Annotated in this window: 27 protein-coding genes, 2 tRNA genes and 1 pseudogene; 14 read left to right on the top strand and 16 right to left on the bottom strand. The window is 71.6% G+C overall.

What is annotated here, in order from left to right; translation table 11 throughout:
- Positions 1–135: 135 nt before the first annotated feature.
- A complete protein-coding gene (locus tag BCF33_RS02970; RefSeq protein ID WP_106159432.1) occupies positions 136–1515 on the bottom strand; it encodes a cytochrome P450 in 1380 nt (459 codons plus the stop codon).
- Positions 1512–2756 carry a hypothetical protein gene (locus BCF33_RS02965; RefSeq protein WP_245883696.1) on the bottom strand — a complete coding sequence of 415 codons (1245 nt, stop codon included), beginning with the start codon at positions 2754–2756 and terminating at the stop codon, positions 1512–1514. The genes BCF33_RS02970 and BCF33_RS02965 overlap by 4 nt, the downstream gene beginning before the upstream one ends.
- Positions 2757–2874: 118 nt before the next feature.
- Between BCF33_RS02965 and BCF33_RS02960 the strand changes: the two genes are divergently transcribed.
- A complete protein-coding gene (locus BCF33_RS02960) occupies positions 2875–3105 on the top strand; it encodes a sulfurtransferase TusA family protein (protein WP_106159430.1) in 231 nt (76 codons plus the stop codon).
- On the opposite strand, the gene BCF33_RS02955 is transcribed toward BCF33_RS02960, so the two are convergent.
- The 6 genes from BCF33_RS02955 to purC all read right to left on the bottom strand — a co-directional run bounded on the left by BCF33_RS02955 (position 3102) and on the right by purC (position 10837).
- A complete protein-coding gene (locus BCF33_RS02955; protein ID WP_106159429.1) occupies positions 3102–5639 on the bottom strand; it encodes an Rne/Rng family ribonuclease in 2538 nt (845 codons plus the stop codon). The genes BCF33_RS02960 and BCF33_RS02955 overlap by 4 nt on opposite strands.
- Before the next feature lie 401 nt (positions 5640–6040).
- Positions 6041–7369 carry a sigma-54-dependent transcriptional regulator gene (locus BCF33_RS02950; protein WP_106159428.1) on the bottom strand — a complete coding sequence of 443 codons (1329 nt, stop codon included), beginning with the start codon at positions 7367–7369 and terminating at the stop codon, positions 6041–6043.
- Between the two features lie 4 nt (positions 7370–7373).
- Positions 7374–9116 carry a sensor histidine kinase gene (locus BCF33_RS02945; RefSeq protein ID WP_106159427.1) on the bottom strand — a complete coding sequence of 581 codons (1743 nt, stop codon included), beginning with the start codon at positions 9114–9116 and terminating at the stop codon, positions 7374–7376.
- Between the two features lie 70 nt (positions 9117–9186).
- Positions 9187–9852, bottom strand: coding sequence for a phosphoribosylformylglycinamidine synthase subunit PurQ (gene purQ / locus BCF33_RS02940; RefSeq protein ID WP_106159426.1), 666 nt, complete (start codon positions 9850–9852; stop codon positions 9187–9189).
- Positions 9849–10079: a phosphoribosylformylglycinamidine synthase subunit PurS gene (gene purS, locus BCF33_RS02935; RefSeq protein WP_106159425.1), complete on the bottom strand. Its 231-nt coding sequence runs from the start codon at positions 10077–10079 to the stop codon at positions 9849–9851. Before purS ends, purQ begins: the two co-directional genes overlap by 4 nt.
- On the bottom strand, positions 10079–10837 hold the full coding sequence (purC, locus tag BCF33_RS02930; protein ID WP_106159424.1) for a phosphoribosylaminoimidazolesuccinocarboxamide synthase: 759 nt from the start codon (positions 10835–10837) through the stop codon (positions 10079–10081). The genes purS and purC overlap by 1 nt, the downstream gene beginning before the upstream one ends.
- 122 nt (positions 10838–10959) lie before the next feature.
- Between purC and BCF33_RS02925 the strand changes: the two genes are divergently transcribed.
- Both BCF33_RS02925 and bmt read left to right on the top strand, forming a co-directional pair.
- Complete coding sequence (locus tag BCF33_RS02925; protein WP_106159423.1) at positions 10960–11280, top strand: DUF1476 domain-containing protein; 321 nt, start codon at positions 10960–10962, stop codon at positions 11278–11280.
- A gap of 69 nt (positions 11281–11349) precedes the next feature.
- Positions 11350–12348, top strand: a complete 999-nt coding sequence (gene bmt / locus BCF33_RS02920) for a betaine--homocysteine S-methyltransferase (RefSeq protein WP_106159422.1) — start codon at positions 11350–11352, stop codon at positions 12346–12348.
- On the opposite strand, the gene BCF33_RS02915 is transcribed toward bmt, so the two are convergent.
- Both BCF33_RS02915 and BCF33_RS02910 read right to left on the bottom strand, forming a co-directional pair.
- The gene (locus tag BCF33_RS02915) at positions 12345–12968 is read right to left on the bottom strand and encodes an SAM-dependent methyltransferase (protein WP_106159421.1); all 624 of its coding nucleotides are present in this window, start codon (positions 12966–12968) and stop codon (positions 12345–12347) included. The genes bmt and BCF33_RS02915 overlap by 4 nt on opposite strands.
- Before the next feature lie 42 nt (positions 12969–13010).
- Positions 13011–14102 carry a PA0069 family radical SAM protein gene (locus BCF33_RS02910; RefSeq protein ID WP_106160172.1) on the bottom strand — a complete coding sequence of 364 codons (1092 nt, stop codon included), beginning with the start codon at positions 14100–14102 and terminating at the stop codon, positions 13011–13013.
- Positions 14103–14228: 126 nt separating this feature from the next.
- Here BCF33_RS02910 and BCF33_RS02905 point away from each other — a divergent pair, with 126 nt between their 5' ends.
- From BCF33_RS02905 to BCF33_RS02885, 5 genes are all read left to right on the top strand, one after another.
- Positions 14229–14930, top strand: coding sequence for a corrinoid protein (locus tag BCF33_RS02905; protein WP_106159420.1), 702 nt, complete (start codon positions 14229–14231; stop codon positions 14928–14930).
- A 290-nt stretch (positions 14931–15220) separates the two neighbouring features.
- Positions 15221–15742, top strand: a complete 522-nt coding sequence (locus tag BCF33_RS02900; protein ID WP_106159419.1) for a superoxide dismutase family protein — start codon at positions 15221–15223, stop codon at positions 15740–15742.
- A gap of 53 nt (positions 15743–15795) precedes the next feature.
- Positions 15796–16005 carry a hypothetical protein gene (locus BCF33_RS02895; RefSeq protein ID WP_106159418.1) on the top strand — a complete coding sequence of 70 codons (210 nt, stop codon included), beginning with the start codon at positions 15796–15798 and terminating at the stop codon, positions 16003–16005.
- On the top strand, positions 16002–16319 hold the full coding sequence (locus tag BCF33_RS02890) for a YbjQ family protein (RefSeq protein WP_106159417.1): 318 nt from the start codon (positions 16002–16004) through the stop codon (positions 16317–16319). The genes BCF33_RS02895 and BCF33_RS02890 overlap by 4 nt, the downstream gene beginning before the upstream one ends.
- 126 nt (positions 16320–16445) lie before the next feature.
- The gene (locus BCF33_RS02885; protein ID WP_106160171.1) at positions 16446–17048 is read left to right on the top strand and encodes a DUF1638 domain-containing protein; all 603 of its coding nucleotides are present in this window, start codon (positions 16446–16448) and stop codon (positions 17046–17048) included.
- Here the strand turns inward: BCF33_RS02885 and BCF33_RS02880 are convergent.
- Positions 17045–17455 carry a SufE family protein gene (locus BCF33_RS02880; RefSeq protein WP_106159416.1) on the bottom strand — a complete coding sequence of 137 codons (411 nt, stop codon included), beginning with the start codon at positions 17453–17455 and terminating at the stop codon, positions 17045–17047. The genes BCF33_RS02885 and BCF33_RS02880 overlap by 4 nt on opposite strands.
- Before the next feature lie 111 nt (positions 17456–17566).
- Between BCF33_RS02880 and BCF33_RS02875 the strand changes: the two genes are divergently transcribed.
- The gene (locus tag BCF33_RS02875) at positions 17567–18019 is read left to right on the top strand and encodes a hypothetical protein (protein WP_106159415.1); all 453 of its coding nucleotides are present in this window, start codon (positions 17567–17569) and stop codon (positions 18017–18019) included.
- Here BCF33_RS02875 and rnd read toward each other — a convergent pair.
- The 3 genes from rnd to purM are packed head-to-tail and all read right to left on the bottom strand — an operon-like array spanning position 18016 to position 20832.
- Positions 18016–19182: a ribonuclease D gene (rnd, locus tag BCF33_RS02870; RefSeq protein ID WP_106160170.1), complete on the bottom strand. Its 1167-nt coding sequence runs from the start codon at positions 19180–19182 to the stop codon at positions 18016–18018. The genes BCF33_RS02875 and rnd overlap by 4 nt on opposite strands.
- 28 nt (positions 19183–19210) lie before the next feature.
- Positions 19211–19774 (bottom strand): phosphoribosylglycinamide formyltransferase, encoded by a 564-nt coding sequence (gene purN / locus BCF33_RS02865; RefSeq protein ID WP_106160169.1) that lies wholly within the window; start codon positions 19772–19774, stop codon positions 19211–19213.
- A gap of 35 nt (positions 19775–19809) precedes the next feature.
- The gene (gene purM, locus BCF33_RS02860) at positions 19810–20832 is read right to left on the bottom strand and encodes a phosphoribosylformylglycinamidine cyclo-ligase (RefSeq protein WP_106159414.1); all 1023 of its coding nucleotides are present in this window, start codon (positions 20830–20832) and stop codon (positions 19810–19812) included.
- Positions 20833–20937: 105 nt separating this feature from the next.
- Between purM and BCF33_RS02855 the strand changes: the two genes are divergently transcribed.
- Positions 20938–21015, top strand: a tRNA-Ile gene (locus BCF33_RS02855).
- 92 nt (positions 21016–21107) lie between these two features.
- Entirely contained in the window at positions 21108–22031 is a 924-nt protein-coding gene (locus BCF33_RS02850; RefSeq protein ID WP_106159413.1) for a ribokinase, read from the top strand.
- On the opposite strand, the gene BCF33_RS02845 is transcribed toward BCF33_RS02850, so the two are convergent.
- Positions 22028–23353 (bottom strand): ATP-binding protein, encoded by a 1326-nt coding sequence (locus tag BCF33_RS02845; protein ID WP_106159412.1) that lies wholly within the window; start codon positions 23351–23353, stop codon positions 22028–22030. The two genes, BCF33_RS02850 and BCF33_RS02845, sit on opposite strands and share 4 nt — an antisense overlap.
- A gap of 95 nt (positions 23354–23448) precedes the next feature.
- On the opposite strand from BCF33_RS02845, the gene BCF33_RS02840 reads away from it, so the two are divergent.
- Positions 23449–24360, top strand: coding sequence for an MBL fold metallo-hydrolase (locus tag BCF33_RS02840; RefSeq protein ID WP_106159411.1), 912 nt, complete (start codon positions 23449–23451; stop codon positions 24358–24360).
- A 14-nt stretch (positions 24361–24374) separates the two neighbouring features.
- A tRNA-Asn gene (locus tag BCF33_RS02835) sits at positions 24375–24449 on the top strand.
- Between the two features lie 225 nt (positions 24450–24674).
- Here the strand turns inward: BCF33_RS02835 and BCF33_RS14525 are convergent.
- Positions 24675–25067: an ImmA/IrrE family metallo-endopeptidase gene (locus tag BCF33_RS14525; RefSeq protein ID WP_483867464.1), complete on the bottom strand. Its 393-nt coding sequence runs from the start codon at positions 25065–25067 to the stop codon at positions 24675–24677.
- Between BCF33_RS14525 and BCF33_RS14275 the strand changes: the two are divergent.
- A pseudogene (locus tag BCF33_RS14275) lies at positions 24982–26241 on the top strand (PriCT-2 domain-containing protein); the annotation flags it as partial. The gene BCF33_RS14525 and the pseudogene BCF33_RS14275 overlap by 86 nt on opposite strands.
- Positions 26242–26333 lie beyond the last annotated feature (92 nt).

Genomic DNA, 26333 nt, shown 5'->3' with positions numbered 1-26333 from the left:
CGTGATGTCCGGCACCCCGCCCGGCCCGGACGACGCCCATGCCTTCGACCGCGATCCATCCCGCCTCGGCCGCCGCGCGAGCTGCGCCGGCGACGAAGGCGCCTGGCGAGAGAAGCGCGGCTGTGGTCCGTCCACCTAGGGGGGCGGTTCGGGCCGCATGCGGGCGTCTCCCTGTCTTCGGGACAATCGCAGACGGATGCCGTTGGCCGAACGCACCGTGAGATGCGCCACCGGCATGGGCACCTCGCCCGCCGTCTCGAATCGCCAGGCGCGCAGCATTTCGGCCAGGAGCACCGCGCCTTCGGCCATCGCGAAGCCCGCACCCGTGCAGACCCGCGGGCCGGCGCTGAAGGGAAGGAACCCGTGCCTCGCCGCCTCCCGCGCGCCGGCCGCGCCCCAGCGACCGGGATCGAACGTGTCGGGACGGTCCCAAAGTGCCTCGTGGCGGCCGAGGTGCCAGGGTGAGAGAACGACCTGGGTGCCCGCACGGAGCCGTCGGCCACGGAAAGTCTCGGGGGCCGTGGTCGTGCGCATCATCATCGGGACGGGAGGGTAGAGGCGCAGCGTCTCGCGGAAGACGTCGCGGATCACCTGCAGCTTCGAGAGGTCGCCGAAGCCGGGCACCTCCGGCCAAGCCGCCGCCTCGGCCGCCGCGCGATCCTGCCAATCCGGTGCCGCGGCGAGGCACCAGAGGGCCCAGGAGAGGGCCGCCGCGCTGGTCTCGTGCCCGGCAAGGAAGAAGATCGCGACCTGATCGACCATCTCGGCCGGGCCGAACCGCTCTCCCGTCTCCGGGTCGGGCTGCGTCATGATCTTGGTCGCCAGATCGTCCGGCGCGACTTTCGCTTCGATCTCCGCGGCGCGGCGGGCGACCATGCGCTCGATCAGCAGCCGCACGGCGGCCCCTGCCGCCCGTACTGGCCGGGGCGACGGGGGAAGAATCCACCCGGGCAGCGGCAGCCAGTGCCGCGCTCGCATCACGGCGCCGCTGCGCTGATAGGCCTGAAGGGCTTGGAAGGTGGCGCGGGCATCCGCATCCTCGATCGGCACGGAGAAGAGGGTGCGGAAGATGACGTCGGCGGCGGCGTGCGAGGCGGCCTCCTCGATCTCGACTTCTCCTTCCGACAGGCGTCCGGCGCCCGCACGCGCTGCGGCGACCATTCCGGGGAACGCGTCGCGCAGGCGCCCGCCTTCGAAGGCCGGATCGATGATGCGGCGCTGACGTTCCCATTCCGAGCCGTTGGTCAGGAAGACCGAACGGCCGAGCAGCGGGCGCAGGCCGCGCCCGACGCGGGCGGACTTGGGAAAGTCCATTGGGCGGCGGCGCAGCACCTCGTCCACGAGGGGAGGGTCATTCACGAGGACCGACCGCAGGAGGCCGGGCACGCGATAATCGGCCATCTTCGCACGATAGAGCCGGTCCGATTGCGCCGAGAGGACGTCGCGCCGCAGAAGGCGCAGGTAGCGTAGCGGCCCCACACGGTGGGGCCGGGCCGCCGGTTTCGGGGGGATCACGCCGGGACCGAGACGTGCGCCGACGCGGGCACGTCGATCCGGCTGGGCGAGGGGCGGCGGCCGCGGAACCGCTCGGCCAGCGTCAGGGGGCCGGCGGTGACGCGGAAGTAGTCGTACTCTCCCGGCTCGCCACGCAGGCGGTCGAAGGCGCAGAGATACTGGAAGTGAAGTCGAAAGTAGCGGTGGCGCAGGGCGTGCAGCGTTTCCGGCCGAAGGTACCGGGTGAACGCGCAGGAGAGGACGAGCGGCCATCGCGCCCCATCCGGCTGCACGCCCGAGACGGCCACCGGATCGCACAGCGCGAAGGCGCAGCCGTCGCCGGGCGCCGTGACGTCCACCCAGGTCAGCGCATCCGAGGCGGAGAGGAATGCGAGGTCGCCGCGCAGCTTCTCCGCGCGCGGGAGGAAGGACACCATCGGCATCACCTGTCCCAGCGTCAGAAGGGAGAGAACCGGCCCGCCGGGCCGAACCGCACCACCGCGGACCGCCTCCGCGACGGCCGACACCGCCAGATGGGCGCCCGAGGAGTGGCCCACGACGAGCACCTCGTCCCAATCACCCTCCAGCGCGGCGGCGATGTCGCACGCGAACGCCCCGGTCCGCCTCTTCAGCTCGGGGGGGGTGGCCCCCTTCAGCTTCGCGGCGAACGCGTAGTCGTGCATCAGATAATGGGCATAGAACCTGCGGTCCTGACGCTTCCACCAGCGCAGGGCGACGACGATCCCCCCGAGGAACGCCGCCCACCAAAGCCCGGAGGTCAGCCATGGCCAGGGGGTTCGGCCTGCCAAGCCCAGGAGGGCGGCCAGCCCTGAGGCCAAGATCGACGCGGCGATCCACGCGGCGAGCAGGGAAAGGAGCAGCTGACCGATCAGCACGGCGGCAGGGTAGAGCGCGGCGACGACCGGCCCCCTGCGCAACCAAGTCAGCCGCCGCAGCGTCCCGGAGGCGACGTAGACCCAAGCCGTGCGCACGAGCTGCCAGTAGGTCGCCGAGATCGACGCGGACATCGATCCCCTGACGAGATCGGACCAGACGAAGACATCCACCTCCGTCCGGACAGGTGCGCCGTCCTGAACCGAGGTGACGGTCCATCCGTATCGCGGCCCCTCCTTCGGGGTCAGCGCGATCTCGTAGCCCGACAGCTCCGCCTGCCGGGCGCCTTCCCTTCGGTAGAGCTCGCGGTAGCGGCGGGGGTGGAACGGGTCGTAGCCGGGCAGATAGAAGGCGCGTCGGCGACGCACGGGCCGATCGGGCCTGACGGTCTGCGGATGAGCGTTCACGGCGGTCAGACTAGCGCTGCCGCATGGCCGACATAAGGCGGACTGGACCCTCGCGACGCGCGGAGCTAGCGCAGCCTTCATGATCGACCACGACCACGAGCTCGACGCGACGGGGCTGCTTTGTCCCCTGCCCGTTCTGAAGGCGGCCAAGCGGCTGCGCGCCATGTCCCCCGGCGAGGTGCTTCTGATGCGGTCGGACGATCCGGCGGCGGTCGTCGACGTGCCCCACTACTGCGCCGAGAGCGGAACCGTCCTCCTCGCGCAGCGCGAGGAGGACGGGGTGACGCGATGGTGGCTGCGACGAGCCTAGCGGCCGAGCGACCACCAGCCACGCTTCTTCGTCTTCTTCGGCGCCTCCCGCTCGGCCTCGGCGCCGACCGTCTCGGGCTCCTTCGGGGTGGCGGGGGCCGGCTCGTTGTCGGGTTCGTCCTCCGGGGCCGCATCGGCAGCGTCGGGCGCGACGTCGGCTTCCGGCTCCGTCACCGGCTCGGGGGCCGGGGTGGGCTCGGCAGCCGGGGCCTCGCGCTCGGCCTCGGGGGCTGACGGGGCGCCGGCGGACTCGTCCGTGCCCGGCCCATCGGCCACCGCCTCGGTCGCCTCGACCTCGGCCGGCTTCTTACGGCTGCGCGAGCGGGTGCGCTTCTTCTTCGGCTTCTCCCCGCCTTCCGGCACCTCGGCAGGGCCGTTTGCCCCGCCGGCGGCATCCTCGGCGGCATCGTTCCCTTCGGCACGGGCAGCCTCGGACAGCCCTTCGCCGTCCTCGGTCCTGCCTTCGGCAGCCTCGCCGTTCTTCGACCGGCCGCGCCCCCCTCGCGAGCGGCGACGCCGCTTCTTCTTCTTCGGTGCGCCGTCCTCGCCCTCGGAGGCATCCGGGGCGTCGGCCTCGGCGTCGCGTTCGGCCTCGGCCTCCTCGGCGACTGCGGCTTCGTCGATGTCGTCCATCAGCGCGGCACCGCCCGTGACGACCGCGGCGGCCTCGACCCGGCGAGTCTGGGTCTTGAACTTCTCGATGCTGAAGTCGGGCGCGACCATGTCGGCGACGCCTTCCAGGCGGACGGCCATGCCGAAGCGCTGCTCGATGGCGGCGATGGCCTCGCGCTTCTCGTTGAAAAGGTAGTTCACCACCTCGACGGGCGCCTTCAGCAGCACCTCGCGCGCGCGGCGCTTCGCCCCCTCCTCCTCCAACGCGCGGAGGATCTGCAACGCGGAGGAGTCGTCGGACCGCAACAGCCCGGTGCCGTGACAGTGCGGGCAAGGCTGGGTCGTCGCCTCGAGCATCCCGGGGCGCATCCGCTGGCGCGACATCTCCAGAAGGCCGAAGCTGCTGATGCGGCCCATCTGGATGCGCGCCCGGTCCGATTTCAGCGCGTCCTTCAGGCGCTTCTCGACGGCGGAGTTGTTGCGTCGCTCGTCCATGTCGATGAAGTCGATCACGACGAGCCCCGCGAGGTCGCGCAGCTTGCACTGGCGGGCGACCTCCTCGGCGGCCTCGAGATTGGTCTTGAGCGCCGTCTCCTCGATCGAGCCTTCCTTCGTGGCCCGGCCCGAGTTCACGTCGATGGCAACCAGTGCCTCGGTCACGCCGATCACGATGTAGCCGCCCGACTTGAGCTGGATGGTCGGGTTGAACATCGCGTTCAGGGTGCCTTCGATCCCCGCCTTGGTGAATAGGGGCACCGGGCTGTCATGACGCTTCACCGACCCGGCGGCGGACGGCATGATCATCGTCATGAATTCCTTGGCGGAGTCGTAACCACGCTGCCCGTCCACGACGATCTCGTCGATGTCCTTGTTGTAGAGGTCGCGGATCGACCGCTTGATCAGGTCCCCCTCCTCGTAGATCTTCGCCGGCGCGACGGATTTCAGCGTCAGCTCGCGGATCTGCTCCCACAGGCGCTGGAGGTAGTCGTAGTCGCGCTTGATCTCGGTCTTGGTGCGCTTGGCGCCCGCCGTACGGATGATGAGGCCGGCCCCTTTCGGCACCTCGATCTCGGACGCGACGTCCTTCAGCTTCTTGCGGTCCGCGGCGTTCGTGATCTTGCGCGAGATGCCGCCGCCACGGGCGGTGTTCGGCATCAGCACGCAGTAGCGCCCGGCGAGGCTGAGATAGGTGGTCAGCGCGGCGCCCTTGTTGCCCCGCTCCTCCTTGACGACCTGGACCAGCATGATCTGCCGGACCTTCACGACCTCCTGGATCTTGTAGCGGCGCGCAGGCTGCTTGCGACGCGGCGGACGCGCCTCGGAGATGGCGTCGCTGTCGGCTTCGTCGACCTCCTTCTCGGCGACGGGCTCGATCGGGGCCTCGGGCAGGTCCTCCTCCGGCTCGACGGGATCGGCGGCCTCGCCCTCCTCGCCGAGGGGCTCGGCCGGGGCGCCGGTATCGGGGTCGCCCGCCACGGCGGCATAGTCGTCCAGCGCGTCCGATGCCTCGATGGTCTCCATGCCCTCGGGCTCGGTCGAGGTGCTCTCCTCCCTGGCCTTCGCGGCCTTGGAACGGCCGCGGCCGCGGGCGGGCTTCTTCGCGCGCTCCTCCTCCTCGGCGGCCTCGGCCTCGGCCTGGGCCTGCTCCTCCGCGAGAAGGGCCTCCCGGTCGGCGATGGGGATCTGGTAGTAGTCCGGGTGGATCTCCGAGAAGGCGAGGAAGCCGTGCCGGTTCCCGCCATAGTCCACGAAGGCCGCCTGGAGCGAGGGTTCGACCCGGGTGATCTTGGCGAGGTAGATGTTCCCCGCGAGCTGCCTCTTGTTCTCGGACTCGAAATCGAAGTCCTCAACCTTCTGGCCGTCCACTACGACGACGCGCGTCTCCTCGGGATGGGAGGCGTCGATGAGCATCTTCTTTGACATTGCATGCGTCCTGTGCCGCCCGGTGGCGCGGCCGCCCGGGGGGCGGCGCGGGATGCGGATCGGCGAGATGGGGCGAGCGCGGGTCCGGCGGACGGCACCGGGAACGGCGTTGCCGCTGCCCCTGCCCTGTCCTCTGCCATGCTCCGCATCGCGTTCCTTGTTCCGGCCCCTGGGGGCCGCGTTCATTGCCGGGGCACCGCCCCTGGCACGTCGGGGACCGGGAGAAGCCCGGCCGGACCGCCGCGCCGCCGCGCCGCTGCACGGGCGCGCCTGGGCGGGCGGAATCTTGTCGACCCACGGGGCGCCGGGCGTCCCGGGGGCGTCGCGCCATCTAAGGGCGCGTGCCTCCCGGGCGCAATCCCCAAGCGGACATCCCCATTTCCGGGCGCGCGCGCGGGCGGTCAGCCAAGGTAGTCGGCACGTTGCAGGCCGTACTTGGCCATCTTCTCGTTCAGGGTCCGGCGCGGCAGGCGCAGCTCGTCCATGACCGACGCGATGGACCCCTTGTGGCGGCGCATCGTGTTGTCGATCAGCATCCGCTCGAACGCCTCGACGTACTCCTTCAACGGCTTGCCTTCGGTCGTCATCACGGGGGCGACCTGCGTGTCGTCGTTCATCAGGAGGGACGCGATCGTTCCCGTGCCGCGGCGGTTCTGCAGGACCGCCCGTTCGGCCACGTTGGTCAGCTGGCGCACGTTGCCCGGCCAAGGCGCCTGGAGGAGCTGCGCCGCTTCCTGCGCCGTGACCTGCGGCGCGTCGCACCCGTACTCGTCCGCGAAGCCTTCCGAGAGGCGGGTGAAGAGGGTTAGGATGTCCTCGCCGCGCGCGCGGAGCGGCGGGCAGACGATCTTCATGGCCGCGAGCCGGTAGTAGAGGTCGGACCGCAACGTGTCCTCGCAGGTCCTGCCCTCGTCCTGAAGGTTGCAGATCGCGATGATCCGCGTCTCGGCGGGGGTGCCCTGCTCGTTCAGGACGGTCATCAGCCGCGACTGGAGGCCGGAGGACAGCGATTCCACGTCCTCCAGCACCAGCGTGCCGCCGCGCGCCTCCTCGATGGCGGGCAGGCCGTCGTCCATCCCGTCGAAGAGGCGCATCGCGAGCGCCGTCTCGTCATAGGCCCCGCAGGAGACGAGGACGAACTTCTTCCCCGCGCGGGAGCCGACGGCGTGCAGCGCGTGCGCGGTCAGCGTCTTGCCGGTCCCGGTCTCGCCCTCGATCAGGACGTGGCCGTCGGCCTGCCCGAGGTCGAGGATGTCCTCCCGCAGGCGCTGCATCGGCTCGGACGAGCCGATGAGCCGCTCCATGATGGCGCCGCCGCCCGACAGCTCCTTGCGAAGGGCGCGGTTGTCCAGCGTCAGGCGCCGGGCGGTCGTCGCCCGCTTGGCGAGCTCGGTCATCTTGTCGGGGTTGAAGGGCTTCTCGAGGAAGTCGAACGCCCCGAGGCGCATCGCCTCGACCGCCATGGGGACGTCGCCGTGCCCGGTGATGACGATGACGGGCAGCGCCGAATCCTGGCTCATCAGGCGCTTCAGGAATTGGATGCCGTCCATGCCGGGCATCCGCACGTCGGTCACGACGATCCCGGGGTAGTCCTGCGAAAGGCCCTTCAGCGCGTCCTCCGCGGACGGGAAGGTCTCCGTGTTGAAGCCCGACAGCGCCAGCCACTGGCTGATCGACTGCCGCATGTCCTGCTCGTCGTCGACGATCGCGATCTTCATCGCCTGTGCCATATGCCTACTCCGCCGCTTCCATTCGATCCTGCAGGATCGGCAGGCGCACCTCGAAGACCGCGCCGCCCGTCCTGCCATTCCGCGCCGTCAGGCGCCCTTTGAGGTCCGACACGATCCCAGAGGAGATCGCCAGCCCCAGCCCCACCCCGTCCCCGGGGCGCTTCGTGGTGTAGAACGGTTCGAACAAAGCGTCCAAGTCCGCGATTCCCGGCCCGTTGTCCCTTACGGTCAGCACCGCCTCCTCGCCCGCGGCGAGGAGGATCTCGATCCGCGGCTCGTCCTCTCCGCGCGTCGCGTCGAGGGCGTTGCGCAGGAGGTTCACCAGGACCTGCTCGATCCGGAGGCGGTCGCCCATGACCATCACGGGCTCGCCGGGCATGTCCCGCTCGATGGCGGCGGCGCGCGATCGCAGCTGCGGCTCCATCATGGAGAGGGCGCCCGAGATGCACTCGCGCAGGTCGACGGGGGTGAACCCTTCGCCGCCCTTGCGGGCATAGGACTTCAGCTGCCGGGTGATCGCGCCCATCCGCTCGATCAGGTCGTCGATGCGCTGGAACGACGTCAGCGCCTCCTCGGGCCGGCGCCGCTGCACGAGAAGCTTGGCGCCGGCGAGATAGGTCTTCATCGCCGCGAGCGGCTGGTTCAGCTCGTGGCTGACGGCCGCCGACATCTCGCCCAGCGCGGCCAGCTTCGAGGACTGCTCCAACGTCGCCTCGGCCGCTTCGAGGTTCTCCTCGGCGCGCTGACGCTCCGCGATCTCGCGCGACAGACGGGCGTTCAGCTCGCGGAGCTGCGCGCTCTCGCGGCCGAGCGAGCGGATGCGCCCCGTCGCCTGGCGCTGCGCCGCCCAAAGAAGGCCGGCGATGATCAGCGCGAATACCGTCAGCTCGACGGCGAGGACGCCGTTCACCCGCTCGCGCACGCTGGAATAGGCGGTGTAGGCCACGATCCGCCATCCCTGGAACGGCACCCGCGCCTCCGATCGCACGACAGCGCCGCTGTCGAAGAGCTTGCCGAAGGGCAGATCCGACCATTCGGTCGCGCTCTGCGCCGCCCGCCGGATCGCCGAGGTCGCGTCCGTCGCGGCCAGCGCCTCGTCCTCCGTGCGGCCGCGCCAAAGGCCTTCGGTGGACAGGATGATCTCGCCGGAGGAGTCCATGACGAACACCGCGTCCGAGAAGCCGGCCCACCGCGTCTCGTACTGCCGCAGGTCCACCTCGACGACTATGATCCCGATGAGGTCGCGGCCCACCTCCAGGCGGCGGGCGTAGGCGAAGCCGGTCGGGCCGGCCTCGGACCGTTCGGGTATGAAGACCGTGCCCGAGCCGCGCAGGGCGGCGACCGCGGAGGGCGACTGCCGCCGGTTCGCCCCGAGGAGCGCACGGTCCGTCGCGGCCACCACCCGTCCGCCCGAGTCGAGGAGCGTCAGCGAGGCGGCGCCCGTCTCCTCGGCGTACTCGATCAGGCGCTGCGTGGTCTGCTGGTAGTCGCCGGAGGACAGCGCGCCGATCAGCGCCGGGTCGCGCGCCAGGAGCTGGGGGATCACCTGCGCCTTGCGCAGCTCGGCGAGGATATTGCCCGCATAGAGCGCGAGGCGGATCTCCGCGCGCTGGCGGGTCTGGTTCGTGTAGCGGTCCGTCAGGAAGTTGTTCGTCAGGGCCACCGTCACGATCGCGACCGCGATCACCAGGAACACCGCGATCCGCAGTCGCCACGACGTGTGGCGCGTCTCATGGGTCCCCGTCATGGCATGCAAGCTAGGCGGGGGTCAGGCACCCCACAAGCCGCGCCGGCGGATGCGATGGGCGGCGCCCCGCCTAGGCGCGGGCCAGCGCGACCGCCGCCGCCCGGAAGATCGGCAGCCCTTCCGCGCCACCATGGACCGTGTCGACGGCCCGCTCGGGATGGGGCATCATGCCGAGGACCCGGCCGTTCGCGGACGTGATCCCGGCTATGCCGCCGAGGCTGCCGTTCACGGCCTCGCCGTAGCGGAATGCGACCCGGCCCTCGCCGTCCAGCGCGCGCAAGGTCTCGTCGTCCGCGACGTAGTTCCCGTCATGATGGGCGACCGGAAGCTCGATCCGGGTGCCCCGCGCGTAGCCCGCGAGGAACGGCCCGTCTCCCGTCACATCCAGCGCGACGCGGCGGCAGACGAAGGCGATCCCCGCGTTCCGCACCAGGGCGCCCGGCAGCAGCCCTGCCTCGCAAAGGACCTGGAACCCGTTGCAGATTCCGAGGACCATGCCCCCCCGCCCCGCATGGGCGCGCACCGCCCCCATGACGGGCGCATTGGCCGCGATGGCACCACAGCGCAGGTAGTCACCGTAGGAAAAGCCCCCCGGTACGCCCACGACGTCCGTGCCTGCCGGCAGCGCGTCGTCCTTGTGCCAGACTTGCACGACCTCCGCCCCGGCGGCGGCGAAGGCGACCCGCATGTCCCGATCGCAGTTCGAGCCGGGGAAGGTGACGACGGCGGCCTTCACGCCACCTCGATCCGGTAGCTCTCGATCACCGTGTTCGCCAGCAGCCGCCGGCACATCGCGTCGACCGCCCCCTCGGGGGTCCCGTCCGCGAGGTCCAGCTCGATCACCTTACCCTGGCGCACCCCCTCCACCCCCTCGAAGCCGAGGGCGCCGAGGGCGTGGCGGATCGCCTCGCCCTGCGGGTCGAGCACGCCGTCCTTCAGCATCACGGTCACGCGGGCCCGCATCAGTGCACCAGCTTGGGACCGGAGGTAAAGGACTGCTTCGGCATCAGCCCGAACCGGCGCGCCACCTCGGAATAGGCGTCCGCGAGGTCGCCGAGGTCGTGCCGGAACACGTCCTTGTCGAGCTTGCGATCCGTCTCGACGTCCCAGAGGCGACAGGAATCCGGGCTGATCTCGTCGGCGACCACCAGCCGGGCGTAGTCGTCTTCCCACACGCGGCCGATCTCGATCTTGAAGTCGATCAGGCGGATGCCGACCCCCAGCATCATCCCGGAGAGGAAGTCGTTCACCCGCAGCGCCAGCGCGATCATGTCGTCCATGTCCTGCTGCGTCGCCCAGCCGAACGCGGCGATGTGCTCCTCCGTGACGAGGGGATCGCCCAAGGCGTCGTCCTTCAGGCAGAACTCGACGATGGGGCGCGGCAGGGCCTCGCCCTCCTTCAGCCCCAGGCGCTTGGACATCGAGCCGGCCGCGTAGTTGCGGACGATCACCTCCAGCGGGATCATCTCAACCTGGCGGATCAGCTGCTCGCGCATGTTCAGGCGGCGGATGAAGTGCGTCGGCACCCCGATGGACTGCAGCCCCGTCATGAAATGCTCCGACAGACGGTTGTTCAGGACGCCCTTGCCCTCGATCGTCTCGCGCTTCTCGGCGTTGAAGGCCGTGGCGTCGTCCTTGAAGTACTGGACGTAGGTGCCCGGCTCGGGGCCCTCGTAGAGGATCTTCGCCTTGCCCTCGTAGACCTTCTTGCGGCGCGCCATGCGGGCGACTCCCGTGGTTGGAACGGGGCGCGCCTATCAGGCCGCCGCGCGCCCGTCCACGCTTGGCAGCGGCGCGCGCCGCCGCCATATCGGAGGCGACGCCAATCCGAGGGAGGGCCCCGATGTCCCAGTTCGACGATCGCAAGAAGGCATACGAGTCGAAGTTCGCCCACGACGCCGAACTACGGTTCAAGGCCGAAGCCCGCCGCAACCGCCTCCTGGGCGAATGGGCGGGCGCGAAGCTGGGCAAGTCGGGCGACGAGCTGACGGCCTACGCCAAGGACGTCGTCCGGTCCGACTTCGAGGAGGCGGGCGACGAGGACGTCTTCCGCAAGGTGGCGGGCGACCTCCAAGGCAAGGCGGACGAGGACGAGATACGCGCCAAGATGTCCGAGCTGAAGGTGACCGCGGCCGAGCAGATCGAGACCGAGAACAAGTCTTGAGGCCGCCTCAAGCGGTGATTGAGATCGCTTGACCTTGCCGGCCACCTGCGCGCGTGCCAGCGCGCGGGCATGATCCTGACCGACCTTCTCTCCGAGCGTGGCTGGCTGCTGGCCGACGGCGCGACGGGTACCGCGCTCTTCAACATGGGGCTGCAGGCGGGCGACCCGCCCGAGCTCTGGAACGACGACCGCCCCGGCGACATCCGCGCGCTCTATCGCGGCAGCGTCGAGGCGGGGGCCGACCTCTTCCTCACGAACTCCTTCGGGGGCAACGCGGCCCGGCTGAAGCTGCACGACGCCCAGGATCGCGTACGCGCGCTGAACCGCGCGGCCGCGGCCCTGGCCCGCGAGGTGGCGGACGCCGCCGGCCGGCCCGTCGTCGTCGCCGGCAGCATGGGCCCCACCGGCGAGATCATGGAGCCGGTCGGCGCCCTCTCGCACGCCGAGGCGGTCGAGATGTTCCACGAGCAGGCCGAGGGGTTGAAGGAGGGCGGCGCCGACGTCCTCTGGCTCGAGACGATCTCCGCCGAGGAGGAGTACCGCGCCGCGGCCGAGGCGGCGAAGCTGGCCGGGATGCCCTGGTGCGGCACCATGAGCTTCGACACCGCCGGGCGCACGATGATGGGCGTGACCGCCGACCGCCTGCCCCGCCTTGCCGCGCGGCTGGACCATCCGCCGGTAGCCGTCGGCGCCAATTGCGGGGTCGGGGCCTCCGACCTCGTGCGGACCGTGCTGGGGATGGCCGGCCAGAACGACATCCCGCTGATCGCCAAAGGGAATGCGGGCATCCCCAAATACGTGGACGGGCACATCCACTACGACGGCACGCCGGCGCTCATGGCGGAGTACGCGGTGATGGCGCGGAACGCGGGCGCCTCGATAATCGGCGGGTGCTGCGGCACCACGCCCACGCACCTGCGCGAGATGCGCGCCGCGTTGGAGGCCACGCCCAAGGGCCCTCCGCCCACCTTGGACGAGGTCGCGGCGAAGCTGGGGGGCTTCTCCTCGGAGGCGGACGGCACTGGCGGCGCCGCCCCGGCCCGCCGGCGCGGCAGGCGGCGCGGCTAGGTGCGGGGCTTGCGGCCGATGAAGTCGATCAGCGCGGACAGGCCGGAATGACCGTCCCCTTCCTCGATCACGGCGTCACGGTCGGCTTCGTGCAGGACGTCCCACCCCTCGAACGCCTCGTGCAGCATCGGCAGAGTGTAGAGGTTCCCGGCCGCGCCGGGCCCTCCGGTGCCGTAGCCCACCTGCCGGGGCGCGTAGCCGTGCAGCAGGAGCACGCCGCCCGGCCGCAGGGCGCGCGCCATCTCCTCGAAGAGGCGCGTGCGCCGGTCCGGGCCCGCGAACTGGACGAAGACGGCGACCACCGCGTCGAAGGGCTGGTCCCAGTTCCAGTCGTCGATCCCCGCGGGGACGAGTTCGGGTCGCGCGCCCCTTCGCCGGGCCAGCGCGCGCGCCTTGCGCAGCCCCACCGGCGAGACGTCGAAGGCCGTGACCGCGTGCCCCCGCTCTGCCAGCCAGACGGAATTGCGCCCCTCCCCGTCGCAGGGGACGAGCACCCGCGCCCCGGGCGGTATCACGTCCGCATGGTCGCGAAGGAACGCCGCCGGCTCGGTGCCGAAGCGGTATTTCGGTCCGGCGAACTTCGCGTCCCAGAACGCCGCCCCCTCGTACGGTCCCGCCATGATCGACCCTCCGGCCTGCATGCTAGCAGGTGGAGCGGCCGGCTAGAACAGCGAGGGCTGCTCCCTCGTGCCCAGCGGAACGCCGAACTGGTCCGCCCGCAGATCGCCCCCCCAGCCGTCCGACAGCCCGAGCCGCGCCACCGCGACGTCGAAGCGCCGCCGCAGGAGCCGCGCCCAAACCCCCTGCCCCGTCATCCGCTTGCCGAAGTCCGGATCGTAGTCGCGCCCGCCGTGCAGCTCGTTCACGCGGCCCATGATGCGCTTGGCGGCGTCCGGCCGATGCTCCTCGACCCATTGCCGGAACAGGGGCGCCACCTCGCCCGGCAGGCGCAGCGGGATGCACGAGGCGGCGACCGCCCCCGCCTCGCGCGCGGCCCCGAGGATCGCCTCCAGCTCGTGATCGGTCAGCGCGGGGATCATGGGCGAGGCACTGATCATCACCGGCACCCCTGCGCGGTCCAGCGCCTCGATCGCCTGCAGGCGCCGCTTCGGCACAGGCGCGCGCGGCTCCATCGCGCGGGCGAGGGCGCGGTCGAGCGTCGTGACGCTGATCGCGACGCGGACCAGCCCCCGCTCGGCCAAGGGGCCGAGAAGGTCGAGGTCGCGCTCGATCGTCGCGCCGCGCGTGGTGATGGTCGCGGGGTGCCCGAACCGGCCCATCACCTCCAGCACGTCGCGCATCAGGCCGCGCTTCGCCTCCTCCGGCTGGTAGGGATCCGTCGCCGTGCCTATCGCGACGCGCCTGGGGCGGTAGCCGGGCCTGCGAAGGTCCCGCTCCAGCGCCTCGGCGATCCCTTCCTTGGCGACCAGCCGCGTCTCGAAGTCGAGGCCGGGCGACATCCCGAGGAAGGCGTGCGTCGGCCGGGCGAAGCAGTAGATGCAACCGTGCTCGCACCCGCGGTAGGGATTGATGGAACGATCGAAGCCGATGTCGGGGCTGTCGTTGCGCGTGACGGCGCGGCGCGGCCTCTCCTCCGCGACCTGCGTGCGCAGCGGGGGCAGGTCTTCCTCCCTGTCCCAGCCGTCGTCGACGGCTTCGCGGGCGTGCCGCTCGAACCGTCCGGCTTCGTTCGCGCCGGCCGCGCGGCCCGGCGCGGCCCCTGTCCGCGCCGCTCTCGGAAGGGATGATTCCATGACCATCACCATGAACGAAAAGCGAACGCATGTCACCGCCGTCGCGCAGGGCGCCGCGCACGTCGCAAACCGTCCCGCACGCGCCATCTCACCGTAGAAGATCGACGGAAATCCCTGGAGAACGTCATGTCCGACGAAGACGAGATCATCCTGAGCGAGCTCGACGACGACGAGCTGGTGCAGCAGATGTTCGACGACCTCTATGACGGCCTCCGCGAGGAGATCGAGGAAGGGGTGAACATCCTGCTCGGTCGGGGGTGGCAGCCCTACGACATCCTTACCAAGGCCCTGGTGGGCGGCATGACCATCGTGGGCAACGACTTCCGCGACGGCATCCTCTTCGTGCCCGAGGTGCTGCAGGCTGCCAACGCCATGAAGGGCGGCATGGCGATCCTGAAACCCCTGCTGGTCGAGACGGGCGCGCCGCGGGTCGGCAAGATGGTCATCGGCACGGTGAAGGGCGACATCCACGACATCGGCAAGAACCTCGTCTCCATGATGATGGAGGGGGCCGGCTTCGAGGTGGTCGATCTCGGCATCAACAACGACGTGGACAAATATCTCGGCGCCCTGGAGTCAGAGAAGCCCGACATCCTGGGGATGTCCGCCCTCCTGACGACCACCATGCCCTACATGAAGGTCGTCATCGACACGCTGGTCGAGCGCGGCATCCGCGAGGACTACACCGTGCTCGTCGGCGGCGCCCCCCTCAACGAGGAGTTCGGACGCGCCATCGGCGCCGACGCCTATTGCCGCGATGCCGCCGTCGCGGTCGAGACGGCGAAGGACTTCATGGCGAGGAAGCACAACCAGATGGCGGCCGGATAGGCGCGCCGCCGCGCCCTTTCCCCGGCCGCTCCACCGCAGCACCTTCCGGATACGACCCAGATCCGCGGACATCCCTGGCGACCGTTGCGCCCGTCCCGACGGCCCTCGCGGCGCTGACCCTCCGCATCGGCCCCGCGACGCCCGGCATCCGGCCATCACCCGCCTCGTCCAGATCGGCGGCCGATGGTCGGCCCGCCGCCCCGCCCGGGTGCCGCTTCGGGAAACGATCCTTCCCCAAGCCCGCCAGCGCGCTAACCTTCCGGACGCACGCACAAAACCGGAGCATCGCCATGCGCTCGACTATCCTCGTGGCCGCCCTCGCGGCCTTCCCCCTCACCACCCTGGCCCAGAACCCCGACGCGGACGTTCCCACCGCCGTGGCGGTCGTCCAGGACCGCGACGGCAACGAGATCGGCAACGTCCGCTTTCTCGAATCGCCCAGCGGCTACCTCCAGGTTATCGTCCAGCTCGAGGGGCTCGACGCGGGCGTGAACGCCGCGCACCTCCACGAGACCGGCGAATGCGAAGGCGACTTCTCCTCCGCCGGCGGGCACATCGCCGGCGACAAGGAGCACGGCATCTTCGCCGAGAACGGCCCCCATCCCGGCGACCTGCCCAACGTCCACATCCAGGAGGACGGCGTCGTCGCGGCCGAGTTCTTCACCGATCGCATCGACATCGCCACGATGATGGATGACGACGGCAGCGCCTTCATCCTTCACAACCAGTCGGACGACTACACCAGCCAGCCGGCCGGCAACGCGGGCGACCGCATCGCCTGCGGCGTGGTCCGCGACGCGGTCGAGGACTGAGCCTTGCGCGCATGGGGCGGAGCCTCCACCTTCGGGGGAGGAGGATCCGACCTATGCCCCTCGACCGCCTCGTCCTGATCCTCGTGATCGTCATCGCGGCCGCCGGCGCGACCGTCTGGCTGGGCGCGCTGCTCGTGACGGCGGGAATGGTTCCCTATGGCTGGCTGACGCTGATCCCCGTGGGACTGGTGGCCTACCTCCTCTGGCGCGTCGTGTCCGATCGCCTGTCCGAGAAGGGCGGATACGATCGGATCGAAAAGTGACCCTTCCCATATTCACGCTGGAGAGCGTTCCCGGACGCGAGGTCGAGGCGCTGGGCCTCGTCCGCGGATCGACGGTTCGGGCCAAGCATATCGGATCGGACATCGTGGCCGGGCTGCGCAACCTCGTGGGCGGCGAGATCCGGGAATACGCCGCGCTTCTGGGCGCGGCGCGCGAGCAGGCGCTCGACCGGATGCTGGACGAGGCCCGCGCGCTCGGCGCCGACGCGGTGATCGGTGTACGGTTCGAGACCTCCACCATCGCCCAGCAGGCCAGCGAGGTGATGGCCTACGGCACCGCCGTGCGCTTTCGCTAGGGGGTGCCCAGGCCGTCCGACCACGGGGGCCAAGCGCGCCCCACGGATCGACAAGGCGGGGCCGCCACGCGCCGAAGGGGCCGTGCCGCCCGCCTGTCCGAACGGCCCGCGGCCCCCGCGGCGACCCTGTCGGATTCCGCGCTGCTCGCACGGGGCTACGACAGCGGCGGCCCGGCCCCGCTCCTGATCCTCGCCTGCGGCGCGCTCGGGCGCGAGATCGCCGCGCTGATCCGCGCAAACGGCTGGACCCATGCGCGGCTTCACTGCCTACCGGCGATCCTTCACAACCATCCGGACCGCATCGTGCCCGCCGCCGCCGCCGCGCTCGACGCGATCCCGCACGAGCGGGCCATCCTCGCCTATGCGGACTGCGGCACGGGCGGGGCGCTCGCGCGCCTTTGCGCGGAGCGCGGGATCGACATGCTTCCCGGCGCACATTGCTATGCCTTCTACGAAGGGGTCGAGGCGTTCGGCGCAGGCGACATGCGCGCCTTCTATGTCACCGATTTCCTCGTGCGGCAGTTCGACGCCTTCGTCGCCCGGCCCCTCGGCCTCGACCGGCACCCCCACCTCGCGGACGACTACTTCGCCGGGTACGAGCGACTGATCTACCAGGCCCAGACGGACGATCCGGTCCTCACGGCACAAGCCCGGCGCATCGCGGCGCGCTTCGGCTGGGCCTTCGAGCGGCGGCTCACGGGCTACGGCGCGCTCGCGACGCTGGGCTAGGCGGCTTCGCGGGCGATCCCATCCAGCCGCTGGATCATCGCGCGCAGGCCGTTGGACCGTTGCGAGGAAAGATGATCCGCCAGATTCAGGCGCGCCAGCTCGGCTCGCGCGTCGATGCCGGCCGCCTCGCCCACCGGCAACCCGGCATAGAGCGCGTGGAGCACCGCGATCAGGCCCTTCACGATCATCGCGTCCGAATCGCCGTCGAACTCCAGCACGCCGCCCTCCGTATGGGGGGCGATCCAGACCTGGCTCGCGCAGCCGTCGACCTTGGTGGCAGGCACCTTCAGCGCCGCGTCCATGGGCGGCATCCTGCGGCCCATGTCGATCACCTCCCGATAGCGATCCTCCCAGTCCTCGAGGAACTCGAAGGTCTCGACGATCTCCTCGAAGGCGGGCTGGGCCATGGGACGCTCCTCTGGGCTCGCGGGCGACCTAGGCCCCGGGCCCCCACGCCGCAAGGCTTGGCGTAGCGGGACGTCCGCGCTAGCCATGCGCCGGGCGGAACGGGGGAAGACATGCGGCCGATCATAGCGCTGGCGTTCTGCACGGCCGTGGCCGGATGCGCGGCGACGGACGGGCTGCGATCCGCCGGGGGTCTCTTCGGCACGTCAGCCGAGGCGCCGCCCGCGCCCCTCGTCCCCACACGCCGGGACGAGACCGACGAACGCGGCTACATCGACCAAGTCACCGCCCTCGCGGTCGAGCCCGTGCCCGGCGGCGCCCTCGTCCGCGCGGTCGGCCTGCCGGCCGTCCAAGGCCAGTGGGACGCCGAACTGACGCAGGAGGGTGAGGAGGGCGGCGTCCTGCGCTACGCCTTCCGCGTCAACGCCGCGCCCGGGCCCCGCCCCGTCGGTCCCACGCCCAGCCGCGAGATCGTGGTCGCCGCCTTCGTGCCGGACGAGGTGCTGCGCCGGATCACCACGATCAGGGTCGAGGCGGCCCGGAACGCCCGCACCGCCGGCCGCTAGGCCAGCGCGATCACGCGCACGGCCTCGCCTTCGGCCGCGAGGGCCAGCCGCCCTTCGCAAAGGCGCACCGCGTCCTCGCCGAACGCCTCTGCGCGCCAGCCTTTCAGCGCCGGCACGTCCCGCTTTCCGGCCGCGATCCGGTCGAGGTCCGCGGAGGTCGCGATCAGCTTCGAGGCCACGCCCAACGTCTCGGCCTTCGCCTTGAGGAGGACCCGCAGGAGATCCGAAAGGGCCGGGTTCACCTGAAGCCGCTCGCTGTCGCGGCGGGCGAAGGGCGCCTCGTCCGCCGCCATGCCCCGCGCCACGGCATCGAGGATGCCCTTCGCGGTCTCCGGCTTGCGCCCCTCGCGCTGCACGAGGCGCGAGCGCCCCAGCTCCTCGGCGGTCTTCGGCTTAAGGCCCGCCACCTCCAGCAGGGCGTCGTCCTTCAGCACCCGGCCGCGGGGCACGTCCCGCTCCTGCGCGGCGCGCTCGCGCCAATCCGCAAGCGCGGCGGCCACGGCCGCGAAGCGCGGGTTGCTCGAGCGCAGCTTCAGCCGCCGCCATGCATCCTCCGGCTCGGTCACGTAGGTCGCCGGATCGCTCAGGACGGCGATCTCCTCCTCCACCCAGGCGGCGCGGCCGGTGCGGTCGAGCTCCTCGCGCAGATGCTCGTAGATGGCGCGAAGATGCGTCACGTCGGCGATCGCGTAGCGCTTCTGCGCATCCGACAGCGGACGGCGCGACCAGTCCGTGAACCGGGAGGTCTTGTCGAGCTGCTGGCGCGCGATCTTCCGCACGAGGGTCTCGTAGCCGACCTGCTCGCCGAAGCCCGCAACCATCGCGGCGACCTGCGTGTCGAAGAGCGGCGCAGGAATCACCCCCCCATCGTGATGCATGATCTCGACGTCCTGCCGGGCGGCGTGCAGCACCTTGACGACGGACGGCTCCACCATCAGCGCCCAGAGCGGCGCGAGGTCGATCCCCTCGGCCAGCGGATCGATCAGCACCGCGCCGTCCGGGTCGGCCGGATCGCCTTCCGTCGGCATCGCCAGCTGCACGAGGCACAGCTTCGCCCAGTAGGTCCGCTCGCGCAGGAACTCGGTGTCGACGGCGACGTAGGGGTGAGCGGCAGCCGCCTCGCAGTAGGCCGACAGGTCGGCCGTGGTCGTTATCGTTCGCATGTTCATGTCCCGTTCGGGTCGCGGCCCTCTAATCCGCGGGGGGCCCGAGGGAAAGGTCCACCCGTGATCGATCCCCCGCGGCGACGCGGCGCAGCACCTCCGGGTAGAGGAGATGCTCGGCCCGCAGCACCCGCGCGGCCAGCGCGTCGGCGTCGTCGCCCGGCAGGACGGGCACGCGCGCCTGGCCCAGCACGGGACCGGCGTCCAGCTCGGCCGTGACCTCGTGCACCGATGCGCCCGCCTCGGCGTCGCCCGCGGCGATGGCGCGCGCATGGGTGCCGAGCCCCGGATACTTCGGCAGGAGCGAGGGGTGCACGTTCAGCATCCGCCCCTTCCATCGCGCGACGAAGCCCGGCGTCAGGACGCGCATGAACCCCGCGAGGCAGATCAGGTCGACCGCCGCCCGCCGCAGCGCCGCGTCGAGCGCGTCCTCGAAGCCCTCGCGGTCCGAAAAGGCCGCATGGTCGATGGTCGCCACCGGAATGCCCCTTTCGCGCGCCTTCTCCAGGCCGCCCGCGCAGGGGCGGTTCGAGAGGACGAGAACCGGTCGCGCGGGGTGGTCGCCGATCATCGAATCGGCCAGCGCGGCCATGTTCGAGCCGCCGCCCGAGATCAGGATCGCCACCCTCACCGGTAGGCGACCCCCTGCCCCCGGACCACGCGCCCGATTCGGAACACCCGCTCGCCTTCAGCCTGCAGGAGGCCGGCAAGGCGGGTCGCCTCGTCCTCGGCACAGATCGCGACCATGCCGATCCCGCAGTTGAACACCCGCAGCATCTCGGCCGGATCCACGCCCTGCCCGGCCAGCCAATCGAAGATCGCAGGCCGCTGCCATGCACCGGGATCGACTTCCGCGCCCAGGCCCTCGGGCAGGACGCGGGGCAGGTTCTCCGTGATCCCGCCGCCCGTCACGTGGGCCAGCGCATGCACGCCCCCCGCCCGCACCGCGGCCAGCGCCGACCGGACGTAGAGGCGCGTCGGCGCCAGCAGCGCCTCGCCCAGCGTCCCATCCCCGAACGGCGCGGGATCGCCCCAGGCCAACCCGGCAGCGTCGGCCACCCGCCGCACGAGCGAGAAGCCGTTGGAGTGCACCCCAGACGAGGCCAGCCCCAGCAGCACGTCCCCCTCGGCGACGTCCCGCGGCAGCCCCTTCCCCCGCTCCATCGCGCCGACGGCGAAGCCCGCGAGATCGAGGTCGCCCTCGCCGTACATGCCCGGCATCTCGGCGGTCTCGCCGCCCAGAAGGGCACAGCCCGCCTCCGCGCAGGCGGCGGCGATCCCCTCCACCACCGTGGCGGCCCGGTCCACGTCGAGCCGCGCGCAGGCGAGGTAGTCGAGGAAGAAGAGCGGCTCGCCCCCCTGGCAGACGAGGTCGTTGACGCACATCGCCACGAGGTCCTGCCCGACCCCCGAGAGGTCGCCGGCATCCAGCGCGATCCGCAGCTTCGTGCCCACCCCGTCCGTCGCGGCGACCAGCACCGGGTCGTCGTATCCGGCGGCGCGCGGATCGAAGAGCCCGCCGAAGCCGCCGAGCGCGCCCATCGACCCCGGCCGGGCGGTCGCCCTCGCGGCGGGCTTGATGCGCTCGACGAGGGCGTCCCCGGCGGCGATGTCCACGCCCGCGCCCGCATAGGTCATGCCTTTGGCCATCCGAATCCCCCGTGCCCCTCGCGCGCCCGCCTATCAGCGCCCCGGCGCGCCCAAAACCCGGACCGCTTGCGCTCCGGGCGCCCGCCGCCCTATTCCGCCTGCCGGGGGCCTGTAGTTCAACTGGTTAGAACGCGCCGCTCATAACGGTTGAGGTTGTGGGTTCGAATCCTACCAGGCCTACCACTCCCCTCTATGACGGCCGCCTTCCCCCCGCGGGTGACAGCGCGCGCGGCCACGGCCATACGGACGGGCATCGGAAAACCAGGGGGGCCCGGATGGCCGACATCGTTATCCTCGGCGTCTTCGTCGCCGACGCTGCCTACCGGGCGGGACGCCTGCCCCGGATGGGCGAGACGATCCTGGGGTCGGGCTTTGCGCTCGGGCCCGGCGGCAAGGGGTCGAACCAGGCGGTCGCCTGCGGCCGCGCCGGGGCGAGGGTCGCCATGCTGGCGCGGATCGGCCGGGACACGTTCGGCGACATGGCGGAGGAGACCTGGCGCGCCGCCGGCGTCGCCTTCGCCGGCGACCGCGTCGACGAGCCGACCGGGTCGGCCATGATCTTCGTGGACGAAGCGTCGGGCGACAACGCGATCGTCATCGTGCCGGGGGCGGCGGCCGGCATCGGCCCCGCGGACGTCGAGGCGCGGCGCGATCTGATCGGGGGGGCGAAGGTCTTCGTCACCCAACTCGAGCAGCCCGTCGGCGCCGCCACCGCCGGCCTGCGCATCGCGCGCGAGGCCGGGGTCGTGACGCTGCTGAACCCCGCGCCCGCCATGCCCCTGCCGGACGAGGTGCTGGCGATGTGCGACTACGTCACCCCGAACGAGACGGAAGCCGAGGCGCTGACCGGCATCGCGGTGGCGGACGAGGACGGCGCCCGCCGCGCTGCGGACGCGCTGCTTGCCAAGGGCGTGGCCGAGGCGGTGATCCTCACCCTCGGGGCGCGCGGCGCGCTCTTCCACGCGCGGGGGGTGTCGGAAGTCGTGCCGGCCCGCCCCGCCGGCCCGGTCGTCGAGACGACGGGCGCGGGCGATGCCTTCAACGCCGGCTTCGCGACCGCGCTGGCCGAGGGGCGCGCGCCCTTCGATGCGGTGCGCTTCGGCAACGCCCTCGCGGGCCTGTCGATCACCCGCCCCGGCGCGGCGGCCTCCATGCCCACCCGCGCCGAGATCGACGCCCACCTCGCCGGGCGGGCCTAGCGGGGCAGGACGATCTCCGCCCTGAGGCCGCCCAGTGCCTCCGAGGTGCCCAGGCGCAGCGTCCCGCCATGGGCGCGCGCCGCGTCCCGCGCGATGGCTAGGCCGAGGCCCACGCCCGCCCCGCCGTCGCGGGGTCGCGCATGGTTCAGCCGGACGAATGGCGCCATCGCCGCCTCGCGCTCGGCCTCCGGGATGCCGGGGCCGTCATCCTCGACCTGCAGCACGACCGACCGCTCGCCGGCACGGACCGTGACCATCACGCGCCTGCCGTACCGCGCCCCGTTCGAGACGAGGTTGTCCAACGCCCGCCGGATCGCGCCGGGCCGCACGGTCGCCGAGACGTCGTCGATCTCCCCCTCCTCCACCGCGCGCCCGGCGCGGCGCGCGCCCTCGACGACCTCCCGGGCGAGGGCGCCGATCTCCACCGTTTCGGCCCCCTCGCCGGCATCCGCGCGGGCGAAGTCCAGGAACGCCTGGGTCATCGTCTCCATCTCGGCGACGTCGGCCAGAAGGGCCGGCGCCTCGGGGTCCTGCGACATCTCCAGCGCGAGGCGCATCCGGGTCAGCGGGGTCCGAAGGTCGTGCCCCACGCCCGAAAGCATGATCGTGCGCTGCTGCTGCGCCCGTTCGATCCGCGCGCGCATGTCGAGGAAGGACTGCCCCGCCTGCCGCATCTCCGTCGCGCCGGAGGGCTTGTAGGGCACCGCCTGCCCCCGGCCGAATGCCGTCGCTGCGCGCGCCAGCTCCTGCACGGGCCGGACCTGGTTGCGTAGGAAGAGGAAGGCGATCGCCGTCAGCACCACGCTCGCGAAGACCATGATCACCAGAAGCTGATGCGGGTTCCGGGCCGTGACCAAGCGCCGGGGCACCTGCACGACGAGACGCCCGTGCACGGTCGCCACCTCGGCCCGCACCACCCGCTGGCCCGGCGCGAGGTAGACGTCGCCCAGCCCGGGAAGGAAACGCTCCAGCGTCGTCACGACCGACCGGCCGGAGAAGTCGATCCACTCGCGGAAGGCGGGCACGTCCGGTCCCGGCAGGCGCATCTCGACCCCCAGCGCGGGGGCGGCCTGCGCCAAGATCTCGCGCGCGGCTGCGAGGTCCGGCGCCTCGTCCACCAGGGCCACCACCGCCGCCAGGGGCCGCGCGAGGTTGCCGGTCATCTGCGTGGTGACGTCCGCGTAGTAGCGCTGGATGAAGGCCGCCCCCACGGCGAGCTGCACCGTCACCACCGGCAGCAGGAGGATCAGCACCGCCCGCCCGTAGAGGCCGCGCGGCGTCAGCCGCTTGAGGACGTTCGTGCCGGGAAGGGGAAGCCGCATCCCCCCTGCCTGCCCCGCGGGCCCTCCGCGGGCAAGGCGGGGGCGCCGGCCGCCCCCGATGGACCCCGCCCCGCGTCCGGGGCAGGCTCGCGCCCATGGACCCGTCCGACGACCTCGCCCCGGGCCGTGCGGTGCGGCTCTCGCCGCTCGTGCGGCGGGTGGTGGCGCCGAACCCTTCGCCGCTGACGGGGCCCGGCACGAACGGCTACGTCGTCGGCACGGGCGCCGTGGCGCTGGTCGATCCCGGGCCGGACGATCCCCGCCATCGCCGCGCGCTGCTCGCGGCGCTCGGTCCGGGCGAGCGGATCGCCGCCATCCTCGTCACGCATGCCCATCTCGACCACTCGGCCAGCGCGCCTGCCCTCGCCGCCGAGACGGGCGCGCCCGTCCTCGCCTTCGGGCCGCCCGAGGCCGGGCGCCCGGCCGGGCCGGCACTGGCCGCACTGGGCGGCGGCGAGGGCCTCGACGCGGCCTTCCGACCCGACCGCACCCTGGGCGACGGGGAGGTGGTCGAGACGGGCGGCGCGCGCATCGCGGCGCTCCACACGCCGGGGCATTTCGGCGGGCACTTGGCCTTCGCCGCCGGACCGGACCTGCTGTGCGGCGATCTCATCCTCGGCTGGGCGACGACGCTCATCTCGCCCCCCGACGGCGATCTCGAACGTTTCCGCGCGAGCTGCGCGCGCGTCCGATCGGCGGGTTTCTCGCGCCTGCTGCCAGGCCATGGCGACCCGGTCGAGGACCCCGCCGCCCGGATCGACGCGGTCCTCGCCCACCGCGCCCTGCGCGACCGCCAGATCGCGGCCGCCCTTCGCGCGCGGCCGGGCACCGCCCACGACCTCGCCGAACGCCTCTACGACGTGCCGGCGCCGCTGATGCCCGCCGCCGCGCGCAACGTCCTTGCCCACCTCCTCGATCAGACCCGCCAGGGGCGCGCCCGCCCGGACGGCCCGCTTTCCGAAGGGGCCATCTTCCACCCCCTTGCGCCGGCGCCCCCCCCCGGCTAGATCGCCGGCGCTGGTCCGGCGTAGCTCAGCGGTAGAGCAGTTGACTGTTAATCAATTGGTCGTAGGTTCGATCCCTACCGCCGGAGCCAAAAACAGCATTTGGAACAAGGCGTTGAGCACCTGACGGTCTCGACGCCTTTTCCTTGTCCGGCCCGAGGCCCGACGTAGGCCACGTTCGAACCGATCATCGTTCCTGGAGCTTATCCGCTCGCGATTTGCATCGCTGATCCTAGCCGTCCGTCCGATGGTCCCTCCTGCCATGGCTTCCGTGGGAAGATACGGGAGTGACCTGCGCGGGCGCGCTCTTCATGTCCTCAAAGAGCGCGAAGGGCGCGCCCGCTACCACAAGCAGGAGTCGGGGCTTGCTCGGTTAGGCCGAACAAGAGGGCGTGGAGTTCGTCTTCGGGAATGCCGAGGGCGCGTGCCACCCGACCGCGGGACATGCCGTCCTGCCAGAGCTCGCGCAGGACCGCGTCCCAGACAGCGGATCGCTCGCGATCCATCGGGTTGGGCTCCTCGGTCCGGTACTGGCGACTGACTTGGACGTACTGCCATTCGGTCATTCGGCCCATCTTATGGAGCCGGTATGCGAGCGCTACGGCTGACACACCCCACCGACGTTTGAGCCTCACGATCCCGTCGGTCGTAACCACCCGCGGAAGGTTGGCACGGACGTCCGACGCCGGCATCAGAAATGCGGACCCCAGGCACTATGAGCAAGGCGACGACGCGCTTGCGCGGCTTGCTGCCGACTTTGGCCTCCCCACCCATCCCCGAGTGGTCACCGGAGGCGGAGGGCTCCACGTTTACCTGACCAAACCCGCTGAGGTCATGATAGTCGAGACCTTGGACGGCTACCCCGGTGTCGAGTTCAAGACCCACGGCCGCCAAGTCGTCGCGCCGGGATCGGTCCATCCAGAGACGGGCAGAACCTACCAGCTCGAACTCGACCCCCTGGACGACGCGGTGGCCGTGAATGCCCCGGCGGAGTTAATCTCTGCGCTGACCAAGCCAGAGGTCGTCGGGACCGCTGCGGTCGGCACGGTGACACCAGAGAGGCTAGAGGCGATCCTCGGGGTGCTCGACCCGACGGCCTACCGGGACCAGGATCGGTGGCTGACGATGATGATGGCCTGCCACCACGCCACCGCGGGCGAGGGCCGGCAGGAGTTCATCGAGTGGTCGACGTCCGACCCGCAATACGCCGCGGACTCCTGGATCATTGGCCGTCGCTGGGACAGCCTGCACGCCGACACAAAGGGCCGACGCGTGACCGAGCGCACCCTGTTCCGCGACGTGATCGCCTCGGGCGCGGCGCACCTCGTCCCGCCGGACCACGAGGCGGCCGCAACCGACTTCGAGGGGGACGATGCGGACGTTCCCGAGGGCGCCCTCCCGGCGCCGCCGCCGCCGGCCGAGGCGCTCCCCGGCCGCGCGCCCATGGTCATCGCGAGCGCGATGCTCGAAGGCGTCGAGCTCGTGCGCAGCAACGGCGACTGGCTCCGCTACGACGGGGCGGCGAACTCCTACGTGGAGGAGGAGCCGGAGGCGTTCGAGTCGCGGGTCTGGCGCTGGACCGACGGGCGACCCTACCGGAAGGGCGCGGAGGTCGCGCGCCTGACGGCGGACGGCGGGCTCGTGTCGAACGTCACGAGGGCCGCCACCGCGCAGCGGCAGGGGCCGAGGGCGCTCCCCGCCTGGCACCCGCCCAGGGCGGCCGATCCCGACCCCGAGGACCTGCTCGCCGTCAGGAACGGGTTGCTCGACCTCTCGACGGGCCGCCTCCTCCCGGCGGACCCGAGATTCGTGAACCGGAACGCCTCGCCCGTCCGCTACGACCCGTCCGCGCCCGAGCCGACGGCCTGGCTGGCGTTCCTCGAGCAGGTGTTCCCCGACGACGAGGAGGTCCGGTCCACGCTCCAGGAGGTCGTCGGATACCTCCTCACGCAGGACACGTCGCAGCAGACCCTGGC

It is taken from the genome of Hasllibacter halocynthiae (assembly GCF_003003095.1).
In the GTDB taxonomy this organism is placed as follows: Bacteria; Pseudomonadota; Alphaproteobacteria; order Rhodobacterales; family Rhodobacteraceae; genus Hasllibacter; species Hasllibacter halocynthiae.
This window is presented reverse-complemented; position numbering and strand designations above follow the sequence as displayed.